This window comes from Loktanella sp. R86503, assembly GCF_042466455.1.
Classification (GTDB): domain Bacteria; phylum Pseudomonadota; class Alphaproteobacteria; order Rhodobacterales; family Rhodobacteraceae; genus Loktanella.
Genome location: NZ_JAXHCI010000001.1, coordinates 218,579 through 240,137, shown reverse-complemented (window position 1 = coordinate 240,137; position 21,559 = coordinate 218,579). Strand labels below are relative to the sequence as shown.

17 protein-coding genes are annotated in these 21,559 nt (G+C 59.5%); 2 read left to right on the top strand and 15 right to left on the bottom strand.

Annotated features, from left to right (window positions below; all coding sequences use genetic code 11):
* Positions 1–35: 35 nt before the first annotated feature.
* The 6 genes from SJY10_RS00915 to SJY10_RS00890 all read right to left on the bottom strand — a co-directional run bounded on the left by SJY10_RS00915 (position 36) and on the right by SJY10_RS00890 (position 7,305).
* Positions 36–1,022 carry an NAD(P)-dependent oxidoreductase gene (locus SJY10_RS00915; protein WP_386679140.1) on the bottom strand — a complete coding sequence of 329 codons (987 nt, stop codon included), beginning with the start codon at positions 1,020–1,022 and terminating at the stop codon, positions 36–38.
* 135 nt (positions 1,023–1,157) lie between these two features.
* Positions 1,158–2,774, bottom strand: coding sequence for an ABC transporter ATP-binding protein (locus tag SJY10_RS00910; protein WP_386679139.1), 1,617 nt, complete (start codon positions 2,772–2,774; stop codon positions 1,158–1,160).
* Positions 2,767–3,585, bottom strand: a complete 819-nt coding sequence (locus tag SJY10_RS00905) for an ABC transporter permease (RefSeq protein WP_386679138.1) — start codon at positions 3,583–3,585, stop codon at positions 2,767–2,769. The genes SJY10_RS00910 and SJY10_RS00905 overlap by 8 nt, the downstream gene beginning before the upstream one ends.
* Positions 3,582–4,541, bottom strand: a complete 960-nt coding sequence (locus SJY10_RS00900) for an ABC transporter permease (RefSeq protein ID WP_386679165.1) — start codon at positions 4,539–4,541, stop codon at positions 3,582–3,584. The genes SJY10_RS00905 and SJY10_RS00900 overlap by 4 nt, the downstream gene beginning before the upstream one ends.
* A 4-nt stretch (positions 4,542–4,545) precedes the next feature.
* Positions 4,546–6,123 carry an ABC transporter substrate-binding protein gene (locus tag SJY10_RS00895; protein WP_386679137.1) on the bottom strand — a complete coding sequence of 526 codons (1,578 nt, stop codon included), beginning with the start codon at positions 6,121–6,123 and terminating at the stop codon, positions 4,546–4,548.
* 276 nt (positions 6,124–6,399) lie between these two features.
* The gene (locus SJY10_RS00890; protein ID WP_386679136.1) at positions 6,400–7,305 is read right to left on the bottom strand and encodes a LysR substrate-binding domain-containing protein; all 906 of its coding nucleotides are present in this window, start codon (positions 7,303–7,305) and stop codon (positions 6,400–6,402) included.
* A gap of 123 nt (positions 7,306–7,428) precedes the next feature.
* On the opposite strand from SJY10_RS00890, the gene SJY10_RS00885 reads away from it, so the two are divergent.
* Both SJY10_RS00885 and SJY10_RS00880 read left to right on the top strand, forming a co-directional pair.
* Entirely contained in the window at positions 7,429–8,580 is a 1,152-nt protein-coding gene (locus tag SJY10_RS00885) for a TauD/TfdA family dioxygenase (protein WP_386679135.1), read from the top strand.
* Entirely contained in the window at positions 8,577–9,311 is a 735-nt protein-coding gene (locus tag SJY10_RS00880) for a class II aldolase/adducin family protein (RefSeq protein ID WP_386679134.1), read from the top strand. Before SJY10_RS00885 ends, SJY10_RS00880 begins: the two co-directional genes overlap by 4 nt.
* Before the next feature lie 100 nt (positions 9,312–9,411).
* Here SJY10_RS00880 and SJY10_RS00875 read toward each other — a convergent pair whose 3' ends face one another.
* Genes SJY10_RS00875 through SJY10_RS00835 form a run of 9 tightly spaced genes read right to left on the bottom strand, consistent with a single transcriptional unit; the run spans position 9,412 to position 21,527 of the window.
* Positions 9,412–10,434: an alginate lyase family protein gene (locus tag SJY10_RS00875; protein ID WP_386679133.1), complete on the bottom strand. Its 1,023-nt coding sequence runs from the start codon at positions 10,432–10,434 to the stop codon at positions 9,412–9,414.
* 49 nt (positions 10,435–10,483) lie between these two features.
* The gene (locus tag SJY10_RS00870; RefSeq protein WP_386679132.1) at positions 10,484–13,261 is read right to left on the bottom strand and encodes a tetratricopeptide repeat protein; all 2,778 of its coding nucleotides are present in this window, start codon (positions 13,259–13,261) and stop codon (positions 10,484–10,486) included.
* A 24-nt stretch (positions 13,262–13,285) separates the two neighbouring features.
* A complete protein-coding gene (locus SJY10_RS00865) occupies positions 13,286–13,933 on the bottom strand; it encodes an alginate O-acetyltransferase AlgF (RefSeq protein ID WP_386679131.1) in 648 nt (215 codons plus the stop codon).
* Positions 13,930–15,303, bottom strand: a complete 1,374-nt coding sequence (locus tag SJY10_RS00860) for a hypothetical protein (RefSeq protein ID WP_386679130.1) — start codon at positions 15,301–15,303, stop codon at positions 13,930–13,932. The genes SJY10_RS00865 and SJY10_RS00860 overlap by 4 nt, the downstream gene beginning before the upstream one ends.
* Positions 15,300–16,124 carry a hypothetical protein gene (locus SJY10_RS00855; protein WP_386679129.1) on the bottom strand — a complete coding sequence of 275 codons (825 nt, stop codon included), beginning with the start codon at positions 16,122–16,124 and terminating at the stop codon, positions 15,300–15,302. Before SJY10_RS00855 ends, SJY10_RS00860 begins: the two co-directional genes overlap by 4 nt.
* Entirely contained in the window at positions 16,124–17,194 is a 1,071-nt protein-coding gene (locus SJY10_RS00850; protein WP_386679128.1) for a hypothetical protein, read from the bottom strand. Before SJY10_RS00850 ends, SJY10_RS00855 begins: the two co-directional genes overlap by 1 nt.
* A gap of 8 nt (positions 17,195–17,202) precedes the next feature.
* A complete protein-coding gene (locus tag SJY10_RS00845) occupies positions 17,203–18,651 on the bottom strand; it encodes an MBOAT family O-acyltransferase (protein WP_386679127.1) in 1,449 nt (482 codons plus the stop codon).
* Positions 18,652–18,655: 4 nt separating this feature from the next.
* The gene (locus SJY10_RS00840; protein ID WP_386679126.1) at positions 18,656–20,125 is read right to left on the bottom strand and encodes a right-handed parallel beta-helix repeat-containing protein; all 1,470 of its coding nucleotides are present in this window, start codon (positions 20,123–20,125) and stop codon (positions 18,656–18,658) included.
* A complete protein-coding gene (locus SJY10_RS00835; protein WP_386679125.1) occupies positions 20,115–21,527 on the bottom strand; it encodes a mannose-1-phosphate guanylyltransferase in 1,413 nt (470 codons plus the stop codon). Before SJY10_RS00835 ends, SJY10_RS00840 begins: the two co-directional genes overlap by 11 nt.
* Positions 21,528–21,559: the final 32 nt, after the last annotated feature.

The window sequence follows — 21,559 nt, the reverse complement described above, 5'->3', positions numbered from 1 at the left end:
AGGCTGGTGGCCCTTATCGTTTTGCGGCCCCTGATCTATTCTGCGGGGACCGGTTTTGCTACACCTGCGGGCGCCGTCAGCCCGGTGGGAATGACCTCGTAGCCCGGCTCTTCGGGTTCGTCATCGACCAGTTCGGCAGGAAATCCGGAAGCGCGAATATCAAGCCCGGTCGCCTCTTCCAGACGGCGGATGATGTTTGGCGACAGCTCTCGTTCACCAAACCGGGCGATACCGTCGTTGAAAATCTCGACCAGCAGGGGGCTGATTTCCAGCGGCACGCCAGCTTGATCGGCGATCTTCTGGAATAGCCCGATGTCTTTCTTCACAAGGTCCATGGTAAACGACACATCGCGCGAACCGTTCAGGATCAGCTGGCTTTCGGTTTCATGTACGAAAGAGGTGCCAGATGAAATCTTCATCGCCTCATAGGTCGTATTCATATCCAGACCCGCGGCTTTCATCGTGACCAAAGCCTCGCAGCAGGTCAAAAGGTTGGCAGTCGCCAGATAATTTGTCATCACTTTCAGGACCGATGCGGTGCCGATGTCGCCGGTGTGCAGCACGCGGCGTCCGAGTGTCGTCAGCGTCGGTAGCATGCGTTCGAACGTGGCACGGTCACAGCCCGCAAAGATAGAGATATTTCCCGTATCCGCCCGGTGGCACCCGCCCGATACTGGGCACTCCATAGCCGCGCCGCCCGCTGCCTTGACCAAAGCAGCCAGCCGCTTGACCTCGGCTTCGTCCGTTGTCGACATCTCCATCCAGATCTTGTCCGCGGTGACGGCGGGCAACATTTCCTTGACCACGGCGGCGGATGCGGCGGGGGATGGCAGGCAAGTGATAACGGCGTCGCAATCCTGCATCATCTGCAACGGGCTGGCCGCTGCATGTGCCCCGCGGGCAACAAAGGTCGCAACATGGGCTGGGTTCAGGTCATGCACGGTTAAATCGAAATTGTTGCGCAGCAAGCTGCCCGCAAGTTTTCCGCCCACATTTCCCAGTCCGATAAAGCCAACTTTCATCTGCGGTGTATCCTTATCTGAATATTCGATTGATATTGCCCAAGGTGGTGCAGTTCGAAAAATCAGTAAAGCAACGGCATTTTGCCCAATGGGGCCGTATCCATTGCCCCGTTTTTTCCTACGCGTTTTGCGGGTTTATTTGCGTGTTTCGACGACGTTTTCGAGCCATCCGATTTTCATTTCGGGGACGGATGCGAGGAGGAGGTCTGTGTAGGTGTCGAAGGGCGGGGCGAGGACTTGTGATTTGGGGCCGTAGCGGACGACTTTGCCGCGGTGCATGACGGCGATCTGGTCGGCGATGGCTTTGACGGTGGCCAGGTCGTGGGTGATGAACATATAGGCGACGCCTTCTTGCGCCTGCAGATCCAGCAGCAGTTTCAGGATGCCGTCGGCGACCAGCGGGTCAAGGGCGGATGTGACCTCGTCGCAGATGATCAGGCGGGGTTTGGCGGCCAGGGCGCGGGCGATGCAGACGCGCTGCTTTTGGCCGCCCGACAGCTCTGCGGGGTAGCGGTCGATAAAGCCTTTGCCCATCTCGATCTGGTCCAGCAGCTCCTGCACTCGGGCGCGTTTGGCGGCGCCCTTGAGGCCAAAGTAGAACTCTAGCGGGCGCCCGATGATGGTGCCGACGGTGTGGCGCGGGTTCATCGCGGTATCGGCCATCTGATAGATCATCTGCAATTCGCGCAGATCATCGCGGGCGCGGCCGTCCAGCGCGGCGGGCAGGGTGCGCCCGTCGAATGTGATCTGCCCGTCAGACGGTGGCAGCAGGCCGGTCACCACGCGGGCGAGCGTCGATTTGCCAGAGCCGCTTTCGCCGACCACAGCCAGCGTCTGGCCCGGCGCGATTTGGACGCTGACGTCCTTGAGCACGTCCAGTTTGACCCCCGGATAGCGGGCGGTCATGTTGTCCACGCGCAGCAGCGGGGCGGCGGGTTCCTTTTCCTTGTGTGCGATGGACCGGACCGACACCAGCGCGCGGGTGTAATCCTCGCGCGGGGCCTCGATGATCTGGCGCACGGGGCCGTGTTCGACCGTTTTGCCCGACCGCAGCACCATGATCTCGTCCGAGACCTGCGCCACGACAGCCAGATCGTGGGTGATGTAAAGCGCGGCAACGCCGGTGTCGCGGATCGCCTTTTTGATCGCCGACAGCACGTCGATCTGCGTGGTCACATCCAGCGCCGTGGTGGGTTCGTCAAAGATCACCAACGACGGGCGCGGGCACAGGGCCATCGCCGTCATCACCCGCTGCAACTGCCCGCCGGATACCTGATGGGGATAGCGCTGGCCGATGGTCTGCGGGTTGGGCAGGCCCAGCTGGCCAAACAGCTGCACGGCGCGGGCCTCGGCCTCTGCGCGGGTGGCAAGGCCGTGGCGCACCGTCGCCTCGACCACTTGGTCCATCAGGCGCATCGCGGGATTGAAGGCGGCGGCGGCGGATTGGGCGACATAGGTCACCTCTGATCCGCGCAGACCGCGCAGGCCGCCGGCCCGCTCTTGCAGGATATCGCGGCCGTTCAGGATGACCTGACCGCCGGTGATCCGCACGCCGCCGCGCCCGTAGGCCATGGCGGACAGACCGATGGTGGACTTGCCCGCGCCCGATTCCCCGATCAGCCCCAGCACCTGGCCCCTGGCCAGGGTAAAGGACACGCCGTGCACAATGGATATATCCTTGGGCGCGGCATCGGGGGGATAGATCGTCGCGCCGATCGTCAGATTGCGCACATCAAGCAGGGTATCATCCATCCCGGCCTCCTTTCAGGCTGGAAGTGCGGGCCAGCACCCAATCCGCCACCAGATTGACAGAGATCGCGAGGGTCGCGATGGCAAAGGCCGGGATCAGCGCGGCGGGAATGCCGTAGACGATACCGTCCTTGTTTTCCTTCACGATGCCGCCCCAATCCGCCAGAGGGGGCTGCACGCCAAGCCCGAGGAATGACAGGGTCGAGATGAACAGCACCATAAAGATGAACCGCAGGCCCATCTCTGCGATCAGCGGCGACAGGGCATTGGGCAGGATCTCGTGGAAGATGATCCAGCGGTTGCCTTCACCGCGCAGGCGCGCGGCCTCGACGTAATCCATCACGGTGATATCGACGGCGACGGCGCGGGACAGGCGGAACACGCGGGTGGCGTCCAGCAGCCCCATGACAACGATCAGCACGGGCAGGGTGACAGGCATCACCGACAGCACGACAAGGGCAAAGATCAGCGCCGGGATCGACATGACCAGATCGACAAAGCGCGACAGCAGCTGGTCCACCCAGCCCCCCGCCACAGCGGCGGTCAGCCCCATGACCGACCCCACGGTAAAGCTCAGGATCGTGGCGGCGGTGGCGACAAAGATCGTCGTCTGCCCGCCAAAGATGATCCGGCTGAGCAGATCGCGGCCGATGCTGTCGGTGCCCAGTAGATGCTCGGCCGAGGCGGGCTCCCAGACATCGCCGACGACTTCGGCCATGCCGTAGGGGGCAATCAGGCCGGCAAAGATCGCGCCGAAGGCATAAAGGGCGACAAAGGCCAGCCCGATCAGGGCGGAAACAGGTATCCCCCTCATTTGGGGTGCCTCAGGCGGGGGTTGGACAGGATCGACACGATATCAGCCACCATGTTCAGGCCGATGTATACGGCAGCAAAGACAAGCCCGCAGGCCTGCACGACAGGCACGTCACGCTTGGTGACGTGATCGACAAGGTATTGGCCCATGCCGGGAAAGACAAAAACCACCTCGACCACGACAACGCCGACAATCAGATAGGCCATGTTGATCATGACCACATTGACCACAGGCGCGATGGCATTGGGAAAGGCGTGGCGGGCGATCACGGTGATCGGGCGCAGGCCCTTCAGCTCGGCGGTTTCGATATAGGCGGACTGCATCACGTTCAGGATCGCGGCGCGGGTCATGCGCATCATATGCCCCAGCACCACCAGCACCAGCACCAGCACGGGGATCGCGATGGCGTGCAGCTTCTCGCCAAAGCTCATGCTGTCGTAAATCGTGGATACCGACGGAAAGATGCGGAACTGCACCGTCAAAAAGAACATGGCGATATAGCCCAGCATGAACTCCGGGATCGACACCGAGGTCAGGGTCACGCCAGAGATCAGCTTGTCCGGCCATTGCCCGCGGTAGCGCACCGCAATAACGCCCAGGATGATCGCCAGCGGCACCGCAATGGCCGCAGCACAGCCCGCAAGGAACAGCGTGTTGGCCAGACGCCCGGACATATTGGTCCAGATGTCCTGACCATTGGTCAGCGCCGTGCCCAGATCGCCGTGCAGGATGCCGCCCAGCCAGTCGAAATACCGCGCCAGCGCCGGCTCGTTCAGGCCCAGTTCCGCGCGCAGGTTCGCCAGCGCCTGCGGCGTGGCGCTTTGGCCCAGAATGGACTGGGCGACGTCGCCGGGCAAAATCTCGGTGCCCATAAAGATCAGGGCAGAGGCGGCCAGCAGCAAAAGCAGGCCCAGCGATAATCGCTGGGCCAACAAAAAGACAATCGGGTTGCGTATCACGTCAGCTGGCCAACCAGGTCTTGTGCGGGGCAAGCCCGTTCATCGTGTCCTGACCGCCATCCGCGACCCAGCCCTGCACGTCATTGCTGACCGCTTCGATAAAGTCGTTGAACATCGGCACGATCACGCCGCCTTCCTCGTGCAACATTGCACCCATCTGCGCATAGGTCGCGGTGCGCGCGGCGGGGTCCAGCTCTGCCCGGGCCTGCAACAGCAGATCGTCAAAGGCAGGGTTGCTGTAGCGGGTATCGTTCCAGTCTGCCGTCGACAGATAGGCTGTCGAATACATCTGGTCCTGCACCGGCCGGCCGCCCCAATAGGACGCGCAGAACGGCTCCACGTTCCAGACCTCGGACCAGTAGCCGTCATTGGGCACGCGCTGGATTTCCAGCGGGATCCCCGCAGCGTTCGCAGATTGCTGGAACAGCGCAGCGGCATCCACAGCGCCCGGAAAGGCGGTATCGGCCACCTTCAGCACGATCGGGCTGCCGTCATGGCCGGACGCCTTGTAGTGTTCGGCGGCCTTTTCCAGATCAAAGCTGCGCTGCGGCAGGCTGTCGTCGAACAGCGGGTAGGCGGCGTTGATCGGGATGTCATTGCCGATGGTGCCATAGCCCTGCAGGATCTTGTCGACCATTTCCACGCGGTTCACGGCGTATTTCAGGGCTAGACGCAGGTCGGGATTGTCAAAGGGTGCGGTGTCGGTGTGCATCACAAAGACATAGTGCCCGCGGCCCGAGACATTCTTGACCTCCAGGTTGGGGGCGCGGTTCAGCAGGCCCGCGACCTTGGGTTCCACCAGGTTTGCGATATGCACCTGACCCGACTGCAGCGCCGCCATGCGGGCGGTGGCATCGTTGATGACCAGGAATTCAACGCCGTCATAGTGCCCGCGGCTGTCGTCCCAATAGCCTTCGTGCTTTTCAAAGGTATACCGCACGCCCGGTTCCTGCGTGACAATCTTGTAGGCCCCCGCGCCGATGCCCGATGCCGGATCGTCGCGGCCGCCGTTCGGCTGGATCTGCAGGTGATAATCCGACATCAGATAGGGCAGATCCGCATTGGCCGTGGTCAGCGTCACCTCGACCCAATCGCCGTCGACGCGCATGGACTCGATGCCCTGCATGATCCCCAGCGCACCCGATTGGGACTGCTCGTCCGAATGCCGCTCCAGCGTGGCCAGCACATCATCCGGCGTGACGATCGAGCCGTCGTGGAAGGCAACGCCCTGGCGCACCTTGAAGCGCCAGACCTTGGCCTCCGCATCGCTCTCGACCGCCTCGGCCAGACGCATTTCCAGCGCACCGTCCGGGCTGACATCCACCAAAGGCTCGCCCAGGGTCCGCATCAGGTGAAACGTCACCGGATTCGCCGCCAGCGCCGGATCAAGACTGTCCGTGCTGCCACCGCCGCCCAGACCCATCTTGAGCGTCCCGCCCTTTACAGGCGTCTGCGCCCGCGCACCGCCCGCAAACAACGTCGCACCAACCGCAGCCGTCACCGCAAGCCCCGACGCACGACCCAAAAAAGAACGACGGCTCAAACCACCAACAATCCGCTTCGATGATCTTCTGTCCATAAATGATATCCCTGTATTATTTCTATTCATTCTTTGGCCGCACCGCTGCGGGTGCCATCATGTAGAAAGGGATAGCATCCCAATATGAACGCCCTGCGTCACATTTCATCCGGTGGGCGGCTGTGCGAAGCGCCAATCGGTGCTGAAAGGGGTCCGGTGTTTTGGCCGCGTTAAGATTCAGCGTGGGACAGTTCGAAACAGCAGTAAAGCAACGACATTTTACCCAATGGGGTCACTTGGCTATGCGCTTGGCCGAAGATTGCGGCCCGGTTTGTTTTAATCAGACGCTTCCTGTTGCGTCAGTTCAACGCCTTTAATCCAGTCCAGAAAGGCGCGTCCGCTGTTGGACAGATCGGCGGCACCCGTCACGAAATAGGCCGTTCCCAGATCAAGGGCTCCGTCCGGCCAAGGCACCAGCGCGCCGTCGCGCACGGCGCTGCCGGTAATTGATCGCCAACCCAGCATCAGCCCGCGCCCGTCCAGAACAGCCTGCGCGGCTTGCACGTAATTGTTGAAACTTTGACCCGCCATGTGATGACGGCTGATGCCGCGCAGGCGCAGATAATCTTCCCAGCCGGCCCAGTGCTGGTTGTTCTGGCTGCGGACATGTATCAGGGGTGCGCAATCAAGGCCGGTGTGCGTCGCTTGCAACCGGGCGACCAGATCCGGGGCACCGACCGGGCAGACCTGTTCAGTGAACAAACGGTGTGTTTCGCCTTCTTTCCAGCCGCCGGTCCCATAACGCAGCGCGATATCGACCCCCGGGGCTAGGACCGGCATATCGGTAGCCGGGGCCTGCACGTTGACCGTAATATCGGGGTGACGCGCGTAAAAGGTGTGCAGGCGTGGCATCAGCCAATAACTCGCCATGCCAAGCGTGCAGGATACGGTGACCTGGCCGCTGCCACTGTTGTGCAAGGTCCGGATGTTTTCGACCGCCGCTGTAATCTGCCCAAGTCCGCCGCGAACGGCGCGGGCCAGGATTTCGCCCATTTCGGTCAGGCGGGCCGGGCGGACAGCACGGTCGATCAAAGGCGCGCCGATATGATCTTCCAACGCCTTAAGCGACTGGCTGATGGCAGGCTGGGTTACGTTCAGCCGCGCTGCCGCTTCGCGCATGGAACCGTGCCGCGAGACGGCCTCGAAGGTGGTCAGCAAGCGTAAAGGGGGCAGGCGGTCCATGATGCACCTTAAGTTGGAGCTTAATCTAACTTCAGGTTAACCGATCTTTTTGTGTGAAGGAAACTCTGGAAGGGTAGGGGGTGAAAAATCGCACCCTCCCCTTACAATATGCAGAGAATTCAGATGAATGAGATGTCAGTTCCGGCTTCTGTCACCGCGGGTGATGTCACGCTCAAGGCCAATGGCCTTGATATCACGCTGGCGGATGGCAACGCGCATTACTTTAATTACTACTGGCTGCGGGACAACTGCCCGACATCCTTTAACGCCAATACCCGAGAGCGGTCGTTTGACATTTTCCACCTGACAACGGGCCCCGTTGCGAAATCCGCAGTTGTCGAAGGCGACATGCTGGTTATTGGCTGGACGGACGAGGATCATGTCACGCGCTTCCCCATCGCGTGGCTTGAAACCTATGCGAACGGGCCGCCGCGTCATGACCCGGCCGACTTGCCGCGCAAGGCCTGGTTCGGCGATCATTGCCCCGATGTGCCGCGCTTTTCACAACCCGAACTGGTCGCAGATCCCGCCGTGCGGGCCAAATGGATCGAGGCGTTGATTGTCGAAGGTTTCGCCATTGTAACGGATATGCCTGACAGCGACGAAGGTTTGACCCAGACGGCAAATCTGATTGGCCAGGTGCGGCCCACGTTCTTTGGTGATTATTTCGACGTGCGGACCCACATCAACCCGACCAACACGGCCTATACCGCGGCGGCGCTGGAACTGCACACCGATACCCCCGCAGAAGAGCATGCGCCCGGCGTGCAATTCCTGCACTGCCGCGCCAACACGGTGGCAGGCGGGCAAAGCATTTACAGCGATGGTGTCGCTGTCGCCAACGCGTTTCGTGAACGTGATCCCGAAGGCTTTCGCCTGCTATCAGAGATTCCGATCCCGTTCTATTGTGAACATGATACCTACGACATGCGGTCCCGCCAGACCGTGATCGAATTGGACGCGCGGGGCGATGTCACGGGGCTGACCATCAGCCAGCACATGGCAGATATCTTTGATCTGGATCAGACCATGCTCGATTCATATTATCCCGCCTTTTGCCGCTTTGGCCGGATGTTGCAAGAGGATCGCTACATGATGCGGTTTCTGATGAAGGCCGGCGAATGCATGGTGTTTGACAACCATCGTATCGTGCATGGTCGCAGCGCCTATTCTGCCGAGAGTGGGTCACGTTATCTGCGGGGCTGCTATACCGACCGGGGCGAAATGCGGTCGACATATCGGGCGCTGGTTAGCAAGGGCAGGTTCGCGGAATGAATGTGCAATCACCCGTAAACCCGGATGTCGCCAGCCTGCGCCAGGATCTGTCGGACGCCTTTCGTATCTGCTACCAGTTCGGGTGGAGCGAGTCTGTGGGCAACCACTTTAGCGCCGCCGCCTCTGCCGATGGGGCGGAATTTTTGCTCAACGCGAAATGGCAGCATTTCGCGACTATCAAGCCGTCCGATCTGCTGCTCTTGGACAGCCGCGACGCCGCGTCGGCCAGCGGCCCAAATGCGCCCGATGCTTCGGCCTGGTGCATCCACGGCACGATCCACCGCCGCCTGCCAGAAGCACGCGTCGTTTTGCATTGCCATTCGCCCTATGCGACGGCGCTGGCCTGTCTTAAGGATCCGACTGTCGTGCCCATCGACAACAATACGGCCCGCTTTTACGGACGCACCGCCTATGATCTGGCCTTTGGCGGTATTGCCGATGCAGCAGAAGAAGGTGAGCGTATCGCCGATGCCTTGGGTGACAAGTCAGTCCTTGTCATGGGCAATCATGGTGTCACGATCGTCGGGGAAACTGTCGCAGACGCGTTCGAGGATTTGTATTTCTTTGAAAAAGCCGCACAGACACTGATTTTGGCGAAGTCGAGCGGTGATCCTCTGGCTGTTCTGTCCGATACTGTCGCGCAGAATACAGCCGATGGCTGGCGTGATTATCGCGGCATGGCGGCGCAGCATTTCGCATATCTTCGGGCGCAGTTGCCGCCCCTTACATAGCGTATTGCACGCCTGATCTGACCACCGCCGGTGCGGCATCCTGTAAATATAAGGGTGCCGCGCCGTGGCACAATCTGTGCGCGGCGCGGCATTGCCTGACCTAGGGCCACAAAAGCCGCTGGTCGCCGCCAAGCTTTGAATTGGACAGGGACTCTATTCCTTCGGCGCGCGCGGCGAGGTTTGATTGCGGAAACAGCGTCACATAAGGGCCAAGAAACGCAAGCTCGTGGTCTTCCATTGTCTCTGTTCCGTCAAAGTAGCTTTGCTGGGCACCGCTATATTCCTGGGTCAGGGCCCCTTCCTGATCCAGATCGTTGAATGCGTAGTCAACAACGCGCGTTAAGGCGTCGTTGCAAACGGTTGTGATGGGCATACCCGCCTGGTCGAGGCGCGCCGCAATGGTCACAAGCGGCGACAAGGCGTGGAATTGATAGTGAAGTCCGTAAGATCCCCGCTTGGTTTCCTGTGGCAAGCTGCCATCATCGCGGGCCGTGCATAAAATACGAACAGATGACGCGCCGGCCCACCATACAAACGTGTCCGTATCCGTCACTTCGCCGATGTTCAGCAAGGCAAGCGCCGCCCAGGCCCGCAGGTTTCCTGTTCTAGCGCCTGAAGTCGCCTCCTCCTCCCAAAAGGCAAGCTGTTCGTCGCCTCGCATGATCAGCCACTGGTCGACGTCTGCCACTGCCTTCAGGTCGGTGACTTGCGGCCTGATCTGGCGATAGGCTTCTGCAATCGCGCCGATACGGGCCCCCACCGACAGACGCGCGGTATAGCTGCTAAGGTCGGACAGCGCGTCCGCGCGTGCCCAAACCGCGATCTGCGTCAGAACGCAATCGGCGGCCGTACTGGCGGTCGCGGGATCGGTTTCGTTCAGCACATCGTTCGCGCCGACAACAAGGTCGCGTATGAAATCATCCACGGGGCGCAGCGCGGTATTGACCGCTTCGTTGCTGTCGGCATCAATGGTTGAGCGGGACTTGTCATCGTCGGTATAGCGGCTGCCATAGTCCAGACTGATCACAGGTTCCGCAGCCGGTGCGCAAGCCGCATCTATCGCGAATGCACCCGTGGGGATCATGGCCCCGGCGCCGCAAATCATGACGCTGCAGGCCAACATGGGTAATCCGGCCGACCTGTTCGCTTTCGAAAGATTTCGTGCCATCGCTTTAGCCTCCTCGGCTTAGTCGGATCAGACGTGTGATTTCGGCGGCTTTTGCGCTGCCACCGTCAGAGGCGCGTTCCAGCCAGCTGATTGCCTCGACCGGATTTGCCGGAACGCCGATGCCGAAGGCAAGCGCCTCACCGTAGTCTGCCATAGCGGTTGCGTCACCCCATTCGGCGGCCTGGCGCAGCCAGTCCGTCGCCGATGTCAAATCGGCGGGTCCTGCAGCATTGGCCATCAGGTATTGGCCGTAACTGCGCATGGAATAGACGTCGCCGCTGCTTGCCGCGACGCGGTAAAGTTCGGGAACGTCAAGCGATGCGGCAATAGCGGTTTGCGTGGTTTCATCTGTCTTGCGAAAGCGGCCAAGATAGCCTGCCAGAAGATTGACCCGTTCGCTGACCACCGCATCCGCAATCAGATCGACCGCCTTGTCCGGTGAAAAGGTTGCCAATTCGGGCGAAACACGCAATTCAAACAATTCTCGCCCGGCCGTATCGTCGCCCATGGCATAGGAGCGTTCGAACATTTCTGCCGCAGCCATCGCGCCGTCGGGGCCTTCAAGATCATAGCGCGCCTTTGCCAAATCGGTGATGGCCCAGGTGTTATCCCGCATCAGCGTTTCGGCAACGTCCAGCCAGTGAGCAGTGGCGTCGCGGTCCCCGATCTGGCGGGTGACCCCGACCATCAGCATAACGTTCTTGTAATCGCACGGCATAATGCCCCGGGCCCGGTGCATCATGACCTCACGCTCTTGGCCGGTCACATAGGGAATTGCGAACAAAAGGGCTGAAAAATCACCGTCGGCCGCAATGATGTCACTGTAGGTTTCAAAAACAGCGCGGCGTTCATCATCGGTTTTGGCAAAACCTGCAATAAGCTGAATGGCCTTGCCGTATCCGAGTTCCGCAATTTCAGTCAGCAGCGTGACTGCTTCGCCCTGGGCCTTTGCAGCGGCGACGGGGTCGGTTTCCGTGCGGCTTTCCAGCAGGGCCTCGGCCAGTGACAATGCTGCTGCGGGACCCGACCGCTTGTATTCCTCGCGCAGCAGGCCAAAGGCGGCCAGACGCTGCTCGCGGTTTTCAGCAAGTTCAAATTCCAACTGGGCCAGCGCATTCAGCACAAGGGAATAGCGGTCGGAATACGTTGTCCAGAACTCTTGCATTTCGGCATCGGCAAACCCGGCATATTCCAACAGCTTAAGCCAGCTGGCCAAGGCAGAGGGGCGTCCATAAAGCGCATGGGATTGTAAGGCGGCCATCATCAGGGGGTTATTGTCTGGCGACAGCTCGATGATTTCGCGGGCCGGCAGATCAATGTTTGCCGTTGCTGTCGCCTCTTCCAACGATAGCCAGTGTTGCGCCTCTGGCAAGCGTGGCGCATCATCGGCGCGGCAGGTATAGGCCGCAAAAAGTGTTTTGAGCGGACTGATCCCGCCGTGCACGGATACCGCTCTGGCCAGAAGGTTCACGGCCTGATCGAAATCAGACGGGCCGTCGGCTTCTGCCAGGATCAGGTTGGCCATGCTGACTGTTCCGTCCATATCATCCAGTTCCACAGCCCGCGCAAGCAACGTGCGGGCGTGTTCGGCACCCGCCCATTGGCCTTCAACCTCGAGCACGTGTTCTGCCATCCGGGCGAAAGCCCACCCGGGCGCGTCCGGCACTTTGGTCAGCGCATCAAGCGCCGCGATCCGGCGGGGCTGCTGGTCCGGAAATTCCTGCGCATACCGTTCCAGAAAAAGCGCAACCCGCGTCAAACCGGGGCGTTCGCCGTTACTGGCGGCCTGTTCATAAAGCGATAATGCCTTGTTCAGGTCCAGATCCACCAGTGCGCCGAATTCGTATAGACGGCCCAGTTCGATCTGCGCATAGGAAAGGCCCGCGTCCGACGCCATGGTCAGATATTTCAGCATAACCGCGTTGTCCCGCTCGAAACCTTCGGCCTCAAGGTGGTATTCCACAACCTTCCACGCGGAATAGGCATCCCCAAGATCGGCAGTAAAGCGGAACCAGTCATGGGCAAGCTGCGGGTCTTGCTTCACAATTTGCCCTGAATGATATTCCCGCGCGATGCGGGCGGTGCGATCGCAGATCGTCGGGTTCAGCTCGCCCACTAAAGAGCCAAACGCCATGCTGACAGCCAGTTCAAGCGGCACATCCCACGCCTGTGGTGCGGTGCCATCCAGAACCATGCCGGACAGTGTCAGCAAGGCATCGGCGTTGCCTGCATAGCCTGCCTCCATCAGCAGTTCATTGGCGCGGGCCTCATCGCGGGGCACACCGATCCCGTCACGGTAATAGCCGGCAAGGGCTGTGCGTGCCCGCGGTGAAAGGGCGTCACCATAGGCGGCCAGTTCGGGCACAAGCTGTGCCTTTACCAGCGTTTCAAACCGTCCTGCCGATTCCATCGCCGAAATACGCGTAATCAGCGCGTTTTGACCGCCAAAGGACGGATTGCGTTCCTCCAGCCTGGTAATCATCTGCATTGCTTTGTCGTACCAGCGCGCACTGTCCAGATGCATCAGCCGGCTGATATCGCGTTTGATCAGATCGCTGCCCATATCGGGCAACGCACCGCCATCCCAGGCATCCCATAGGCGGGTGGTTTCGTCATCCGGGGGCCGCACCGTGCAGATCGGTTCAATTTGGATGCTTGGCGGCTCGAAGCGGAATGCAAGCCTGGCCTTATCCTGCGCCGCGAGCGGACTGACGGCTGCCAAACCCAACAGCAGGCCGCAGGGGACAGAACGCTTCAGACTTTTGACAAGGTGACAGATCATGGCTGCGGCTCCCGGATAAATGCTTTATTTGAAATACGTGTTGGGGACGGCTAGGGCTGTAAAACTGCCGCCTTGTTCGCTCAGGACGATTGTAACGCCGCCTTTGCGTTTCAGATCGACCGCATCGACCTGGGCCAGTTCCTCGTCACCGCTGCGCAAATCGAAATCGAGCGTTAACGGGGCCTTGAGCGCAACAGATTTTGTATGCGCTGCGTCAACGCTTTCGATAGCGACAGCATTGGCCAGGGGCACATACAGATCGATGCCCGATACCTGGGTCAGGTTGTAGACGCTGACATCGGCTTTTGCCGGGCTCAGCGCGAGGGTGTCTTCGATGACGTCCGGATCCATGCCGTTCAGGCTGACAACCGTATAATGTTTGGACGGCGCGACCGGAATGTCGATGCTTTGCCCCGACAGCATGACAGCCACCGTGCCTGGCATGACGTTGACATAGTCCGACAGGCCCGCGTGAAAGTCGCGGACCGTTTTGCCGTCAATGGTCGCAAAGGCTTCGGCGGGCGCAAGCACGCGAATAAAGCTGGAATTGGGATCAAAGACGTCTTCGTATAGCGCGTCATCAGCGGACCACGCAGGTCCGGGAACAGTCGCGACAAAGGCCGACATGGCGGGCAGGGCGACTGCCACGAACAGGGCTTTCAGGCTCATCATGATTTTTCCTCTTGATGTGGCAACGGGTTACAGATGTAGAGCCGCGCGTCTGGGCCAAAGGGCGCGGATAGGTTGATGCGCACCTGCTGTGCGCCATCGGGCCAAAGTCCGGTCATCGGCATGTAAAAGCGGCCGGTCCGGCGCAGGCGTTCTCCGCGGCGCAGCGACTTTATGCGCGCGCCGCCATTGGCAGCGGCGAAGGTGTAATCAACCTCCAGCGCGGCGCTGCCATCCGTATCAAGAAAAAGCGTATCTGACGCACCGAGTCCTGACACATCTGCAGTCGCTGACATGCCGTCCTTTGCCATTGTGATGGCACGCTCTGCCGGACAGTTGTTCGCGGCTGCCGCGATCAGTTCGCGCAAGGGCTGATCGCCGTATTGCGCCAGATTGTTGTAGATCGGGTTTTCCCAGACCAGAAAGGCGGGCGGTGCATCCTGAAACTCAGTCGACGTCAGGTAGGATGTAATTGCGCCATACTGGTTGCCGCCGGTGATCGAAAAATTGACAACCTCCAAACTGGCGTGCTGTGCGATCCAGTTTGGAAAATTATTGATCGGGCTGTCGGAAAAAGAGGTGCCGACGAGCGCGATGGGAATTGCATCTGTTGCCTCTCCGAAAATATCGAGGCCCGCTGCATCGTTGTCGCTAAGTCCAATATCTAGTCCGATATCGAGGCCGCTTTCATCACTGACGGGCTGCGTGTCCCATGTCATCGAAACCGGCTCTGGCAGGGTATCGGTGCACCGCGTCTGCAAGATGCGGCGCATGCCGGAAAATGCCGTTTCTTCGGCAACCGGTTCAGTTTCGAACCGCGTTACGGGGAGGCTGTCATAAATTGGCTGCGCCTTGATCACATCAGCAATCGCAGCGGCCCCCAGGTTCGCGCCGTAAGCCGACCAATGAAAATCCGAGTTGAAAAACGGCAGCTGGCCGGGGTCAGCTGCCAGAAGCGCCCGGCGAATGTCAGCGGTCAGAACGCCCGCGTCTGTCAGCCGCTTTAGCACGTCATCATGAACCGCGTTCGCGACATTCAGATCAAAACCGTAAAGGCGCGCCTCATCAGGCAAGTGATCCGGCATCGAAACACTTTTGGTCGGGATTGGCGCAAAAATCAGCGTCGTGCCACGGCTTTCCAGTGCACGGGACAGCTCTGCCATGTTGTTGACGATCGTTTGGGAAAACGGATGGTTCATCCTGATGTCAGCATTGATACGATAAAATATGCCGCCCTTTCCTTCGATAGCCGGAAGCTCGCGGTTGGTTTCAAGGCCGCTGCAGCCGAATTCGCTTTGGGCTAGAACGCTGGTCGCGGCAAAGGCATGGCCGATCGCCAGTGCGGCACAAGTCAGTCTTGTCCGGTGTCTCACGGTGTGATCTCCCCTTGGGTTTCGACTAAAGGTGCAGGGCCTTGTTCAGCTGGCAGCGCCGCAACGCGCGCCTCGACAAGCGGCAAAAGGTTGCGCGAAATGAGCAGGGTGCGCAGGCTGTCGGACCCTTCTGCGCGCAGCAGATACTGCCGCGCCTTTTCCAGGTCGGCCGGGGCCGGTTTATCAGCATGCAGGATTTCGAATGCCAGCTGCAGGGCGACGGCATCGGCAGCCGGACCGTCGGTTTCCGCCAGTATCCGGTCCAGCTCTGCACGCATATCGGTGAATGGGCTATTTTGAACGTGATAGCGCATGATGGCTTCCAGCGCGGGTGCGCTGCCGGCGTCTGCATAGGCAACAAGAATATTGCGCAGGTTCGCCAGTCGCCCGGTTGTTGTGGTTGCAGGATCCAGTGCATCCAACGCTTTGATAAAGCCATAAATTGCACCGCCGCGTCCGGTTGCAGCGGCAATGCCATAGTAATGCGCCGCGTGGGGTGCCAGCCCTGGTTTCGCTTCGAAATCCAGCCGTTTGGCGTATTGGAACGCAGCATTGCCATCCATCAGGTCGGCCAGATCGCGCAGCGTTGAATCCCGCAAGGCTACATCGGCGGACATGGCTTTTCGGGCCGGGATCAGGGCAGGCGGCAATTGATCGGATCGTGTGATGCCAGCGACCATGACAACCGATACCTGCGGCGCGTTTTTATTGATCGCCGAAAAGCCGGACAAAAGCGCATTGGTTTCGCAAATGGCTGGTGCGGCGCATAGAAGTGCCAGACCGAAAGCCCCTGTGCGTAGCGTTTTGGAAAAGCGGACCATTACACCTGATCCTTTGACTTGGCTTGCAGAATGTCCGGATCGGTCAAGTAGCGGACGGGGATTTCCCAGATCACCTGCGCCGCCCCGTTCAAGGGATCGCGGGCGGACAAATAGGTTTGCATCGGCGCAAAGGGGCCTTTGCCTTCTTCGGCGTAGTTGATGACATCACGGTGCAAAGCCAGTTTCAAAGCCTCGGCAAAGCTCCAGTTCGGATTAGCGCTGTAGGATGTGCCAACCAGATCAACCGTACCTGACGATCCTGTACCGCCGCCAAAAATGTCCAGGGTGCCGCCATCCACTATTTGCGCGACGGCGCGGTATGGCGTTACCTGCTCTGGCCGAAGCCCGATGCGCGGCGCGAGGGCGTCAGATGTCACGTAAGTCACCAGATCGCCGGCAAAGATGGCGACCGGGTCAGATTGCGTCGTAAAGACGTCTTCGCCAGCCGCCAGCGTTCCACTGTCCGCAATTAGCTGCGCAACGGCGGCGGCCCCTTCGGGGCTCCAATGCGTGTCAGTCATCAAAAAGGGCTGGGCCAGGGGCAACAACGCAGGGCGGGTGTCTATCGCTTGGATACCAAGATCGCCCAGATCACGCAGGAAGGCATTATAGAAAAGCGCAAGCCGCTGGGATTCCCCGGTATCGTGACCCTGCGCGCGTAACAAATCGATCTTGGCGGGCAGCGGGGCAACGACCAGTTCGACCCCCTGTTGCTGCAGCTCACCGGCTGCAGCCAGGATAACGCCGAGCGCTTTGTCATAGGTCGCTGCATCGGCCGCGCGGAATTCTTCTGCCGTGAAAAGCGTGCCCTTGCGGCCGACCACCACGCCGGGTCTGCCTTCATCCAGCAGGATATACCGGGCCGCTCCGATCAGGCCAACGGCTGGCTGCTTGTGCGGCAGGTTATCGCGGTAAAGCGTGTCGATGTCATGGGTGATCCTGCCGTCAAACAAACCGTCAATGACCGGCATCGGCGTATCCGGTTTGGTGAGCAGTGCAAGATTGGCAACGATAGCATAGCCGAAAAAGGCTGCGGGAACCGTGACTTTCAAAACAAGCGAAAGTGTCATGACGCACCTCAAAACTGGAAATAGAGGAAGGGAGAGAAATTCTGTTCGGCCAGCTTCAGAACCGTCAACATTCCGACCGCCAAGATGAACGTTGACAGGGCCAGTTGCGATGCGGCGTTGATCGCAACGGGGGTGCCGGTGCCTTGCAACGGGCCGGGCTGCGGGGAATCTGCAATCAGGCGTGCAATGTGCGGCTCTGCCCACGCGACACCGATGGCAATGATCATCAAGGCGATGCTTTCACGCGTAACGTCCAGCCACAGCGTTGCATCCCCCGCCCATCCGTTTGCGCCCAGCATCGCGGCGTAAACCTGCATGCCCTGACCCACGTCGACCGCGCGAAACATTACCCATCCGACCAACACGCACAGCAGGGTCGTCGGTAACGACCAAGCAATGTCAGACGCACGGCGATCGTATCCGGTGGCACGTTCCAGCGCGAGCAGCCCGCCATGCCACAGACCCCAAAGTACAAAGGTCCAATTGGCACCGTGCCACAGCCCGCCAAGGACCATCACGATCATCAGGTTCACATAGGTACGCGCATCCCCCTTACGGTTGCCGCCTAGCGAAATGTAAAGGTAATCGCGCAGCCAGTTCGACAAAGAGATATGCCAGCGCCGCCAGAATTCGGTGATGGATCTGGAAATGTAAGGATAACGAAAGTTTTCGGCAAAGGTGAAACCCATCATCTTGCCAAGTCCAATCGCCATATCGGAATAGCCAGAGAAATCGAAATACAGCTGAAGCATGTAGGCAATCACGCCAAGCCAGGCGAGCGTCATGCCCACGTCGGCGGAGTTGTCAAAGGCCAGATTTGCTAATGGGGCGACGGCGTCGGCCAAAAGCACCTTCTTTGCAAGACCTATCAAGAACCGCGCCATCCCGTCGGAAAACATTTCCAGTGAATGGGTGCGCTGCTTGAATTGATCCTCCAGATCCTTGTAACGCAGAATTGGGCCTGCGATCAGTTGCGGGAACAAAGCGATAAAGGCCGCGAAGTCGATGAAACGGGCATCTGCGCGTGCATCGCCCCGCCAGACATCAATCAAAAAGCTTAGTGCCTGAAAGACGTAAAAGGAAATGCCGATCGGCAATAGAAGCCGCCAGTGAATACCCAGTCCCGCCGCATCAGTGCCCACCAGCGCTGCTATGCTGTCGATAAAAAAGTTGAGGTATTTGAAAATGCCAAGCACGCCCAGACATCCGGCAACACCGACTGCCAGCCACGCCTTGCCGCGTGCGGTACCGCGATTGGCCTCGATCCGCTGGCCGACAAGGTAGGCAAATCCTGTCGTTAGAAACAGCAGGCCCAGAAAGTCGACCCGCCACCAGGCGTAAAAGATATAAGACCCGACAAGGATGGTGTAGGATTTCGCTTTCCACGGCGTCAGATAATAGACAGCCAGAAACAGCGGCAGAAACAGGAACAGAAAGGACTCTGACGAGAAAACCATGGTTTCAACTTTCCTCTGTTCGGGTGCAGGTCATGGGCGAGGCAAGCGCCGGGTCGGTCCCGCCAGCTTGTAAAATAAGGGGGTTTGATCCAGTAAGATCGGCCGTCAGGGTTGCAGTGCTGCCTGAAAGGTCGCCTTTTAAAAAGCGTGGAAACTGCTCTGTAAAATCGTTCGCATCCATACGGATTTCCGCCGGTGCCGCGGTAGAGATGCCGACGCGGTTTGCGGCAATGCGATTTCGCGCCAGTGTCAGTACGGTTCCAAATGGTTGGTCCGCCACGAAAACACCGGCGTTTCGCGAACCCAGAACGCGGCTGTCAGTCAATACGGATGCACGGGTGCGTTGCAATGAAACGCCCTTTTGACCCGGATGCAGGACGGAAAGACGGCGGATGGCAATGCAATCGGATCGGTCAACTGCCAAGCCGATTTTGCCAGCTTTCCAGATTGTGACGTCGTCCAGCTGTGTTGCATGGCTGGAAATATTGATGCGAATGCCGTTCAATCTGGCCTGATAGATATCAACGCCGCTGATCTGCGTTCCGGTTGCGCCATGCGTAATTCGCAAGGCATCGCCACCGGAATTGATAAAAAGGTTATCTGCAATTTGCGCATTTTGTGTCTGGCGCAATTCCAGTGCATTGCCGCCACTTTGATCAAACACGGATCCGCTAATGCTGGGGGCGCGCAAGCCGTCGAACTGGGTCGACATGACATCGCGCAACAGCGTATTCTGAATGGATGATCGGGCCTGCGGTCGGTATAACCCCGCCTCGATTGCGGCAAAGCCTGAAAAGGCCGGCGCGCTACCATAACCAAGCGATTGAATAACGGCATCGCGAATGTCAAAGCTGCCGGTACCCAGCGTGGTGAAAAAGGGGCGAAATTCAGAGATATTGGGGTTTTCGCCGCCGGTGCCCGTAATACTGCCACCGATGATTTTCGTGCGCCCGAAGTTAATGACAAAAGCACCATTTTCCCGGTCCAGAAGCAGCGGCCCTGCGATTGTCAAATGCGCATCGGCCTGAATGATCAGCGGAATGGTTAGCCCGTCCGCACCGTAAAACCCCATTTCCTCCGCTGCCGAAATGACCGCCGCCAGGTCTGCAGCGCCTTTGCGGACTGATAGCGCCTTCAGGCGTCCGTCCGGCTGGGCTCGCAGAACTGACAGCTGTTCGTTCGAGCCGCTTGTCCGCGCCATTTCGATCAGTACGAACCGCAGATCAATCAGGTCGAATTCGGCGGTCAGCTGGCTGCTTTGCGGGCCCGGTACCGCCGCATGGCCAGCGCGCAACCGCATGTCTTGCGGTGTTGTGATCGCGGCAATCTGCGCTGCGCGGTCTTCGTAATCGGCCTGCGCCTGTGAAAGGATCTGGGCCACAGGTTCGGCCTTGCCCACGCCTGGGGCCAAGCCGAACCACGCCAGAAGCAAACTGGCCGTGATTGCTGATGGGGACAGCAAACTACGAAACATGCGTCGGTACCGGAGCAAAGGATTTGCTGGTGCCCGCCATGATTGACGATGTCATGGTCATCAGCAGAACTTCAGCGGTCTTGTCGCTGAAATTTGTCACCCGGCTAAGCACTTGGGTGTCCAGCGTGGCATGTTCACCGGGCGACAGTTTGCGGCGCTGCAATCCATCGAACATATCGACATTGCCCTCCACCATAATCAGCCGGCGCCCGGGAAGTGGGTCGATTTCCAATGTATTCCCGGCATATAGACGCAGAATTGACATATCGAATGCGCCAGAGCGCATCAGATTACTGGATTGACCCCAAGCGTGGTCACGGCGGCGATGGCGGCTCGCCTCTACTCTTTCTTCTTTACGCAGGGTTTCGACGATTTTTTTAACGTCCTGACACCGGCCGCGCTGGGTCACCAAAAGGGCGTCAGGCGTATCAATGACAATGACGTTGGGCACGCCGACTAGCGCGACCAGTCGATCCTGGGAATGGACAAGTGCGCCTTCGGTTTCCGTCGCGATAACGTCGCCGTGGAACACATTGCCCTGCGCGTCTGGACGGCCGATCCCGTGGATCGACGTCCAGGATCCGACGTCGTTCCAGACCAGGTTTGCGGGAAAAAGCACAACGCGTTCAGAGTTTTCGAACACGATGCGTTCGGTCGGCTCACTACGGGCGCGGCGCAAGGCGTCCGTATTCAAATGCAACTCTCCGGTGCGCTTTTCACCTTTTTCGCAGGCCGTCACCACCGCATCATAGGTTTTGCGGTCGCAGCGGCGCATTTCGCTGATGATCGTTTCAGCCGCAAACAACGATATGCCCGATGCCCAAAAGGCATCCCCTGTCGCAACCAGAGTTGTTGCCTGACTAAGCGGCGGTTTTTCAACGAAATGCGCGACCCGGCGCAGACCGGGATGGGTCGCAAAGGCCCCGCCGTCGACGATATAGCCATAGCCGGTTTCGGGATAAGTGGGCGTTATGCCAAAAAGGACAATGCGTCCGTCATGAGCGGCCTGCATCGGCCCAGAAATGACACTGTCCATATCGCCGGAGATGACATGGTCGGATGGCAAAACCAGCATCAGCGATTTGGGGTCGGTCTGCGCTATTTGCAGCGCCGCGGCTAGCACGGCCGGGCCGGTATTGCGGGCGACAGGTTCTGCGATAATCCTGGCCGGACACTGAAGTTCGGCAAGCTGGCGACGGACAGTCGTCAGATGAGTGACCGAGGTGACGACAATTGGGGCATCGTAAAGGTCGGACCGGTGTCGCTGAACGGTCGTTTGAAAAAAACTAAGCGACGCAGGCCCGTCAACAGGGTGAAACTGCTTCGGGCTTTGGCTGCGGGACATGGGCCAAAGACGCGTTCCGCTGCCGCCGCAAAGAATGACTGGGACGATCTTAGACATTTTGATCTCCAAATATCGGTGCCACTGGTGGC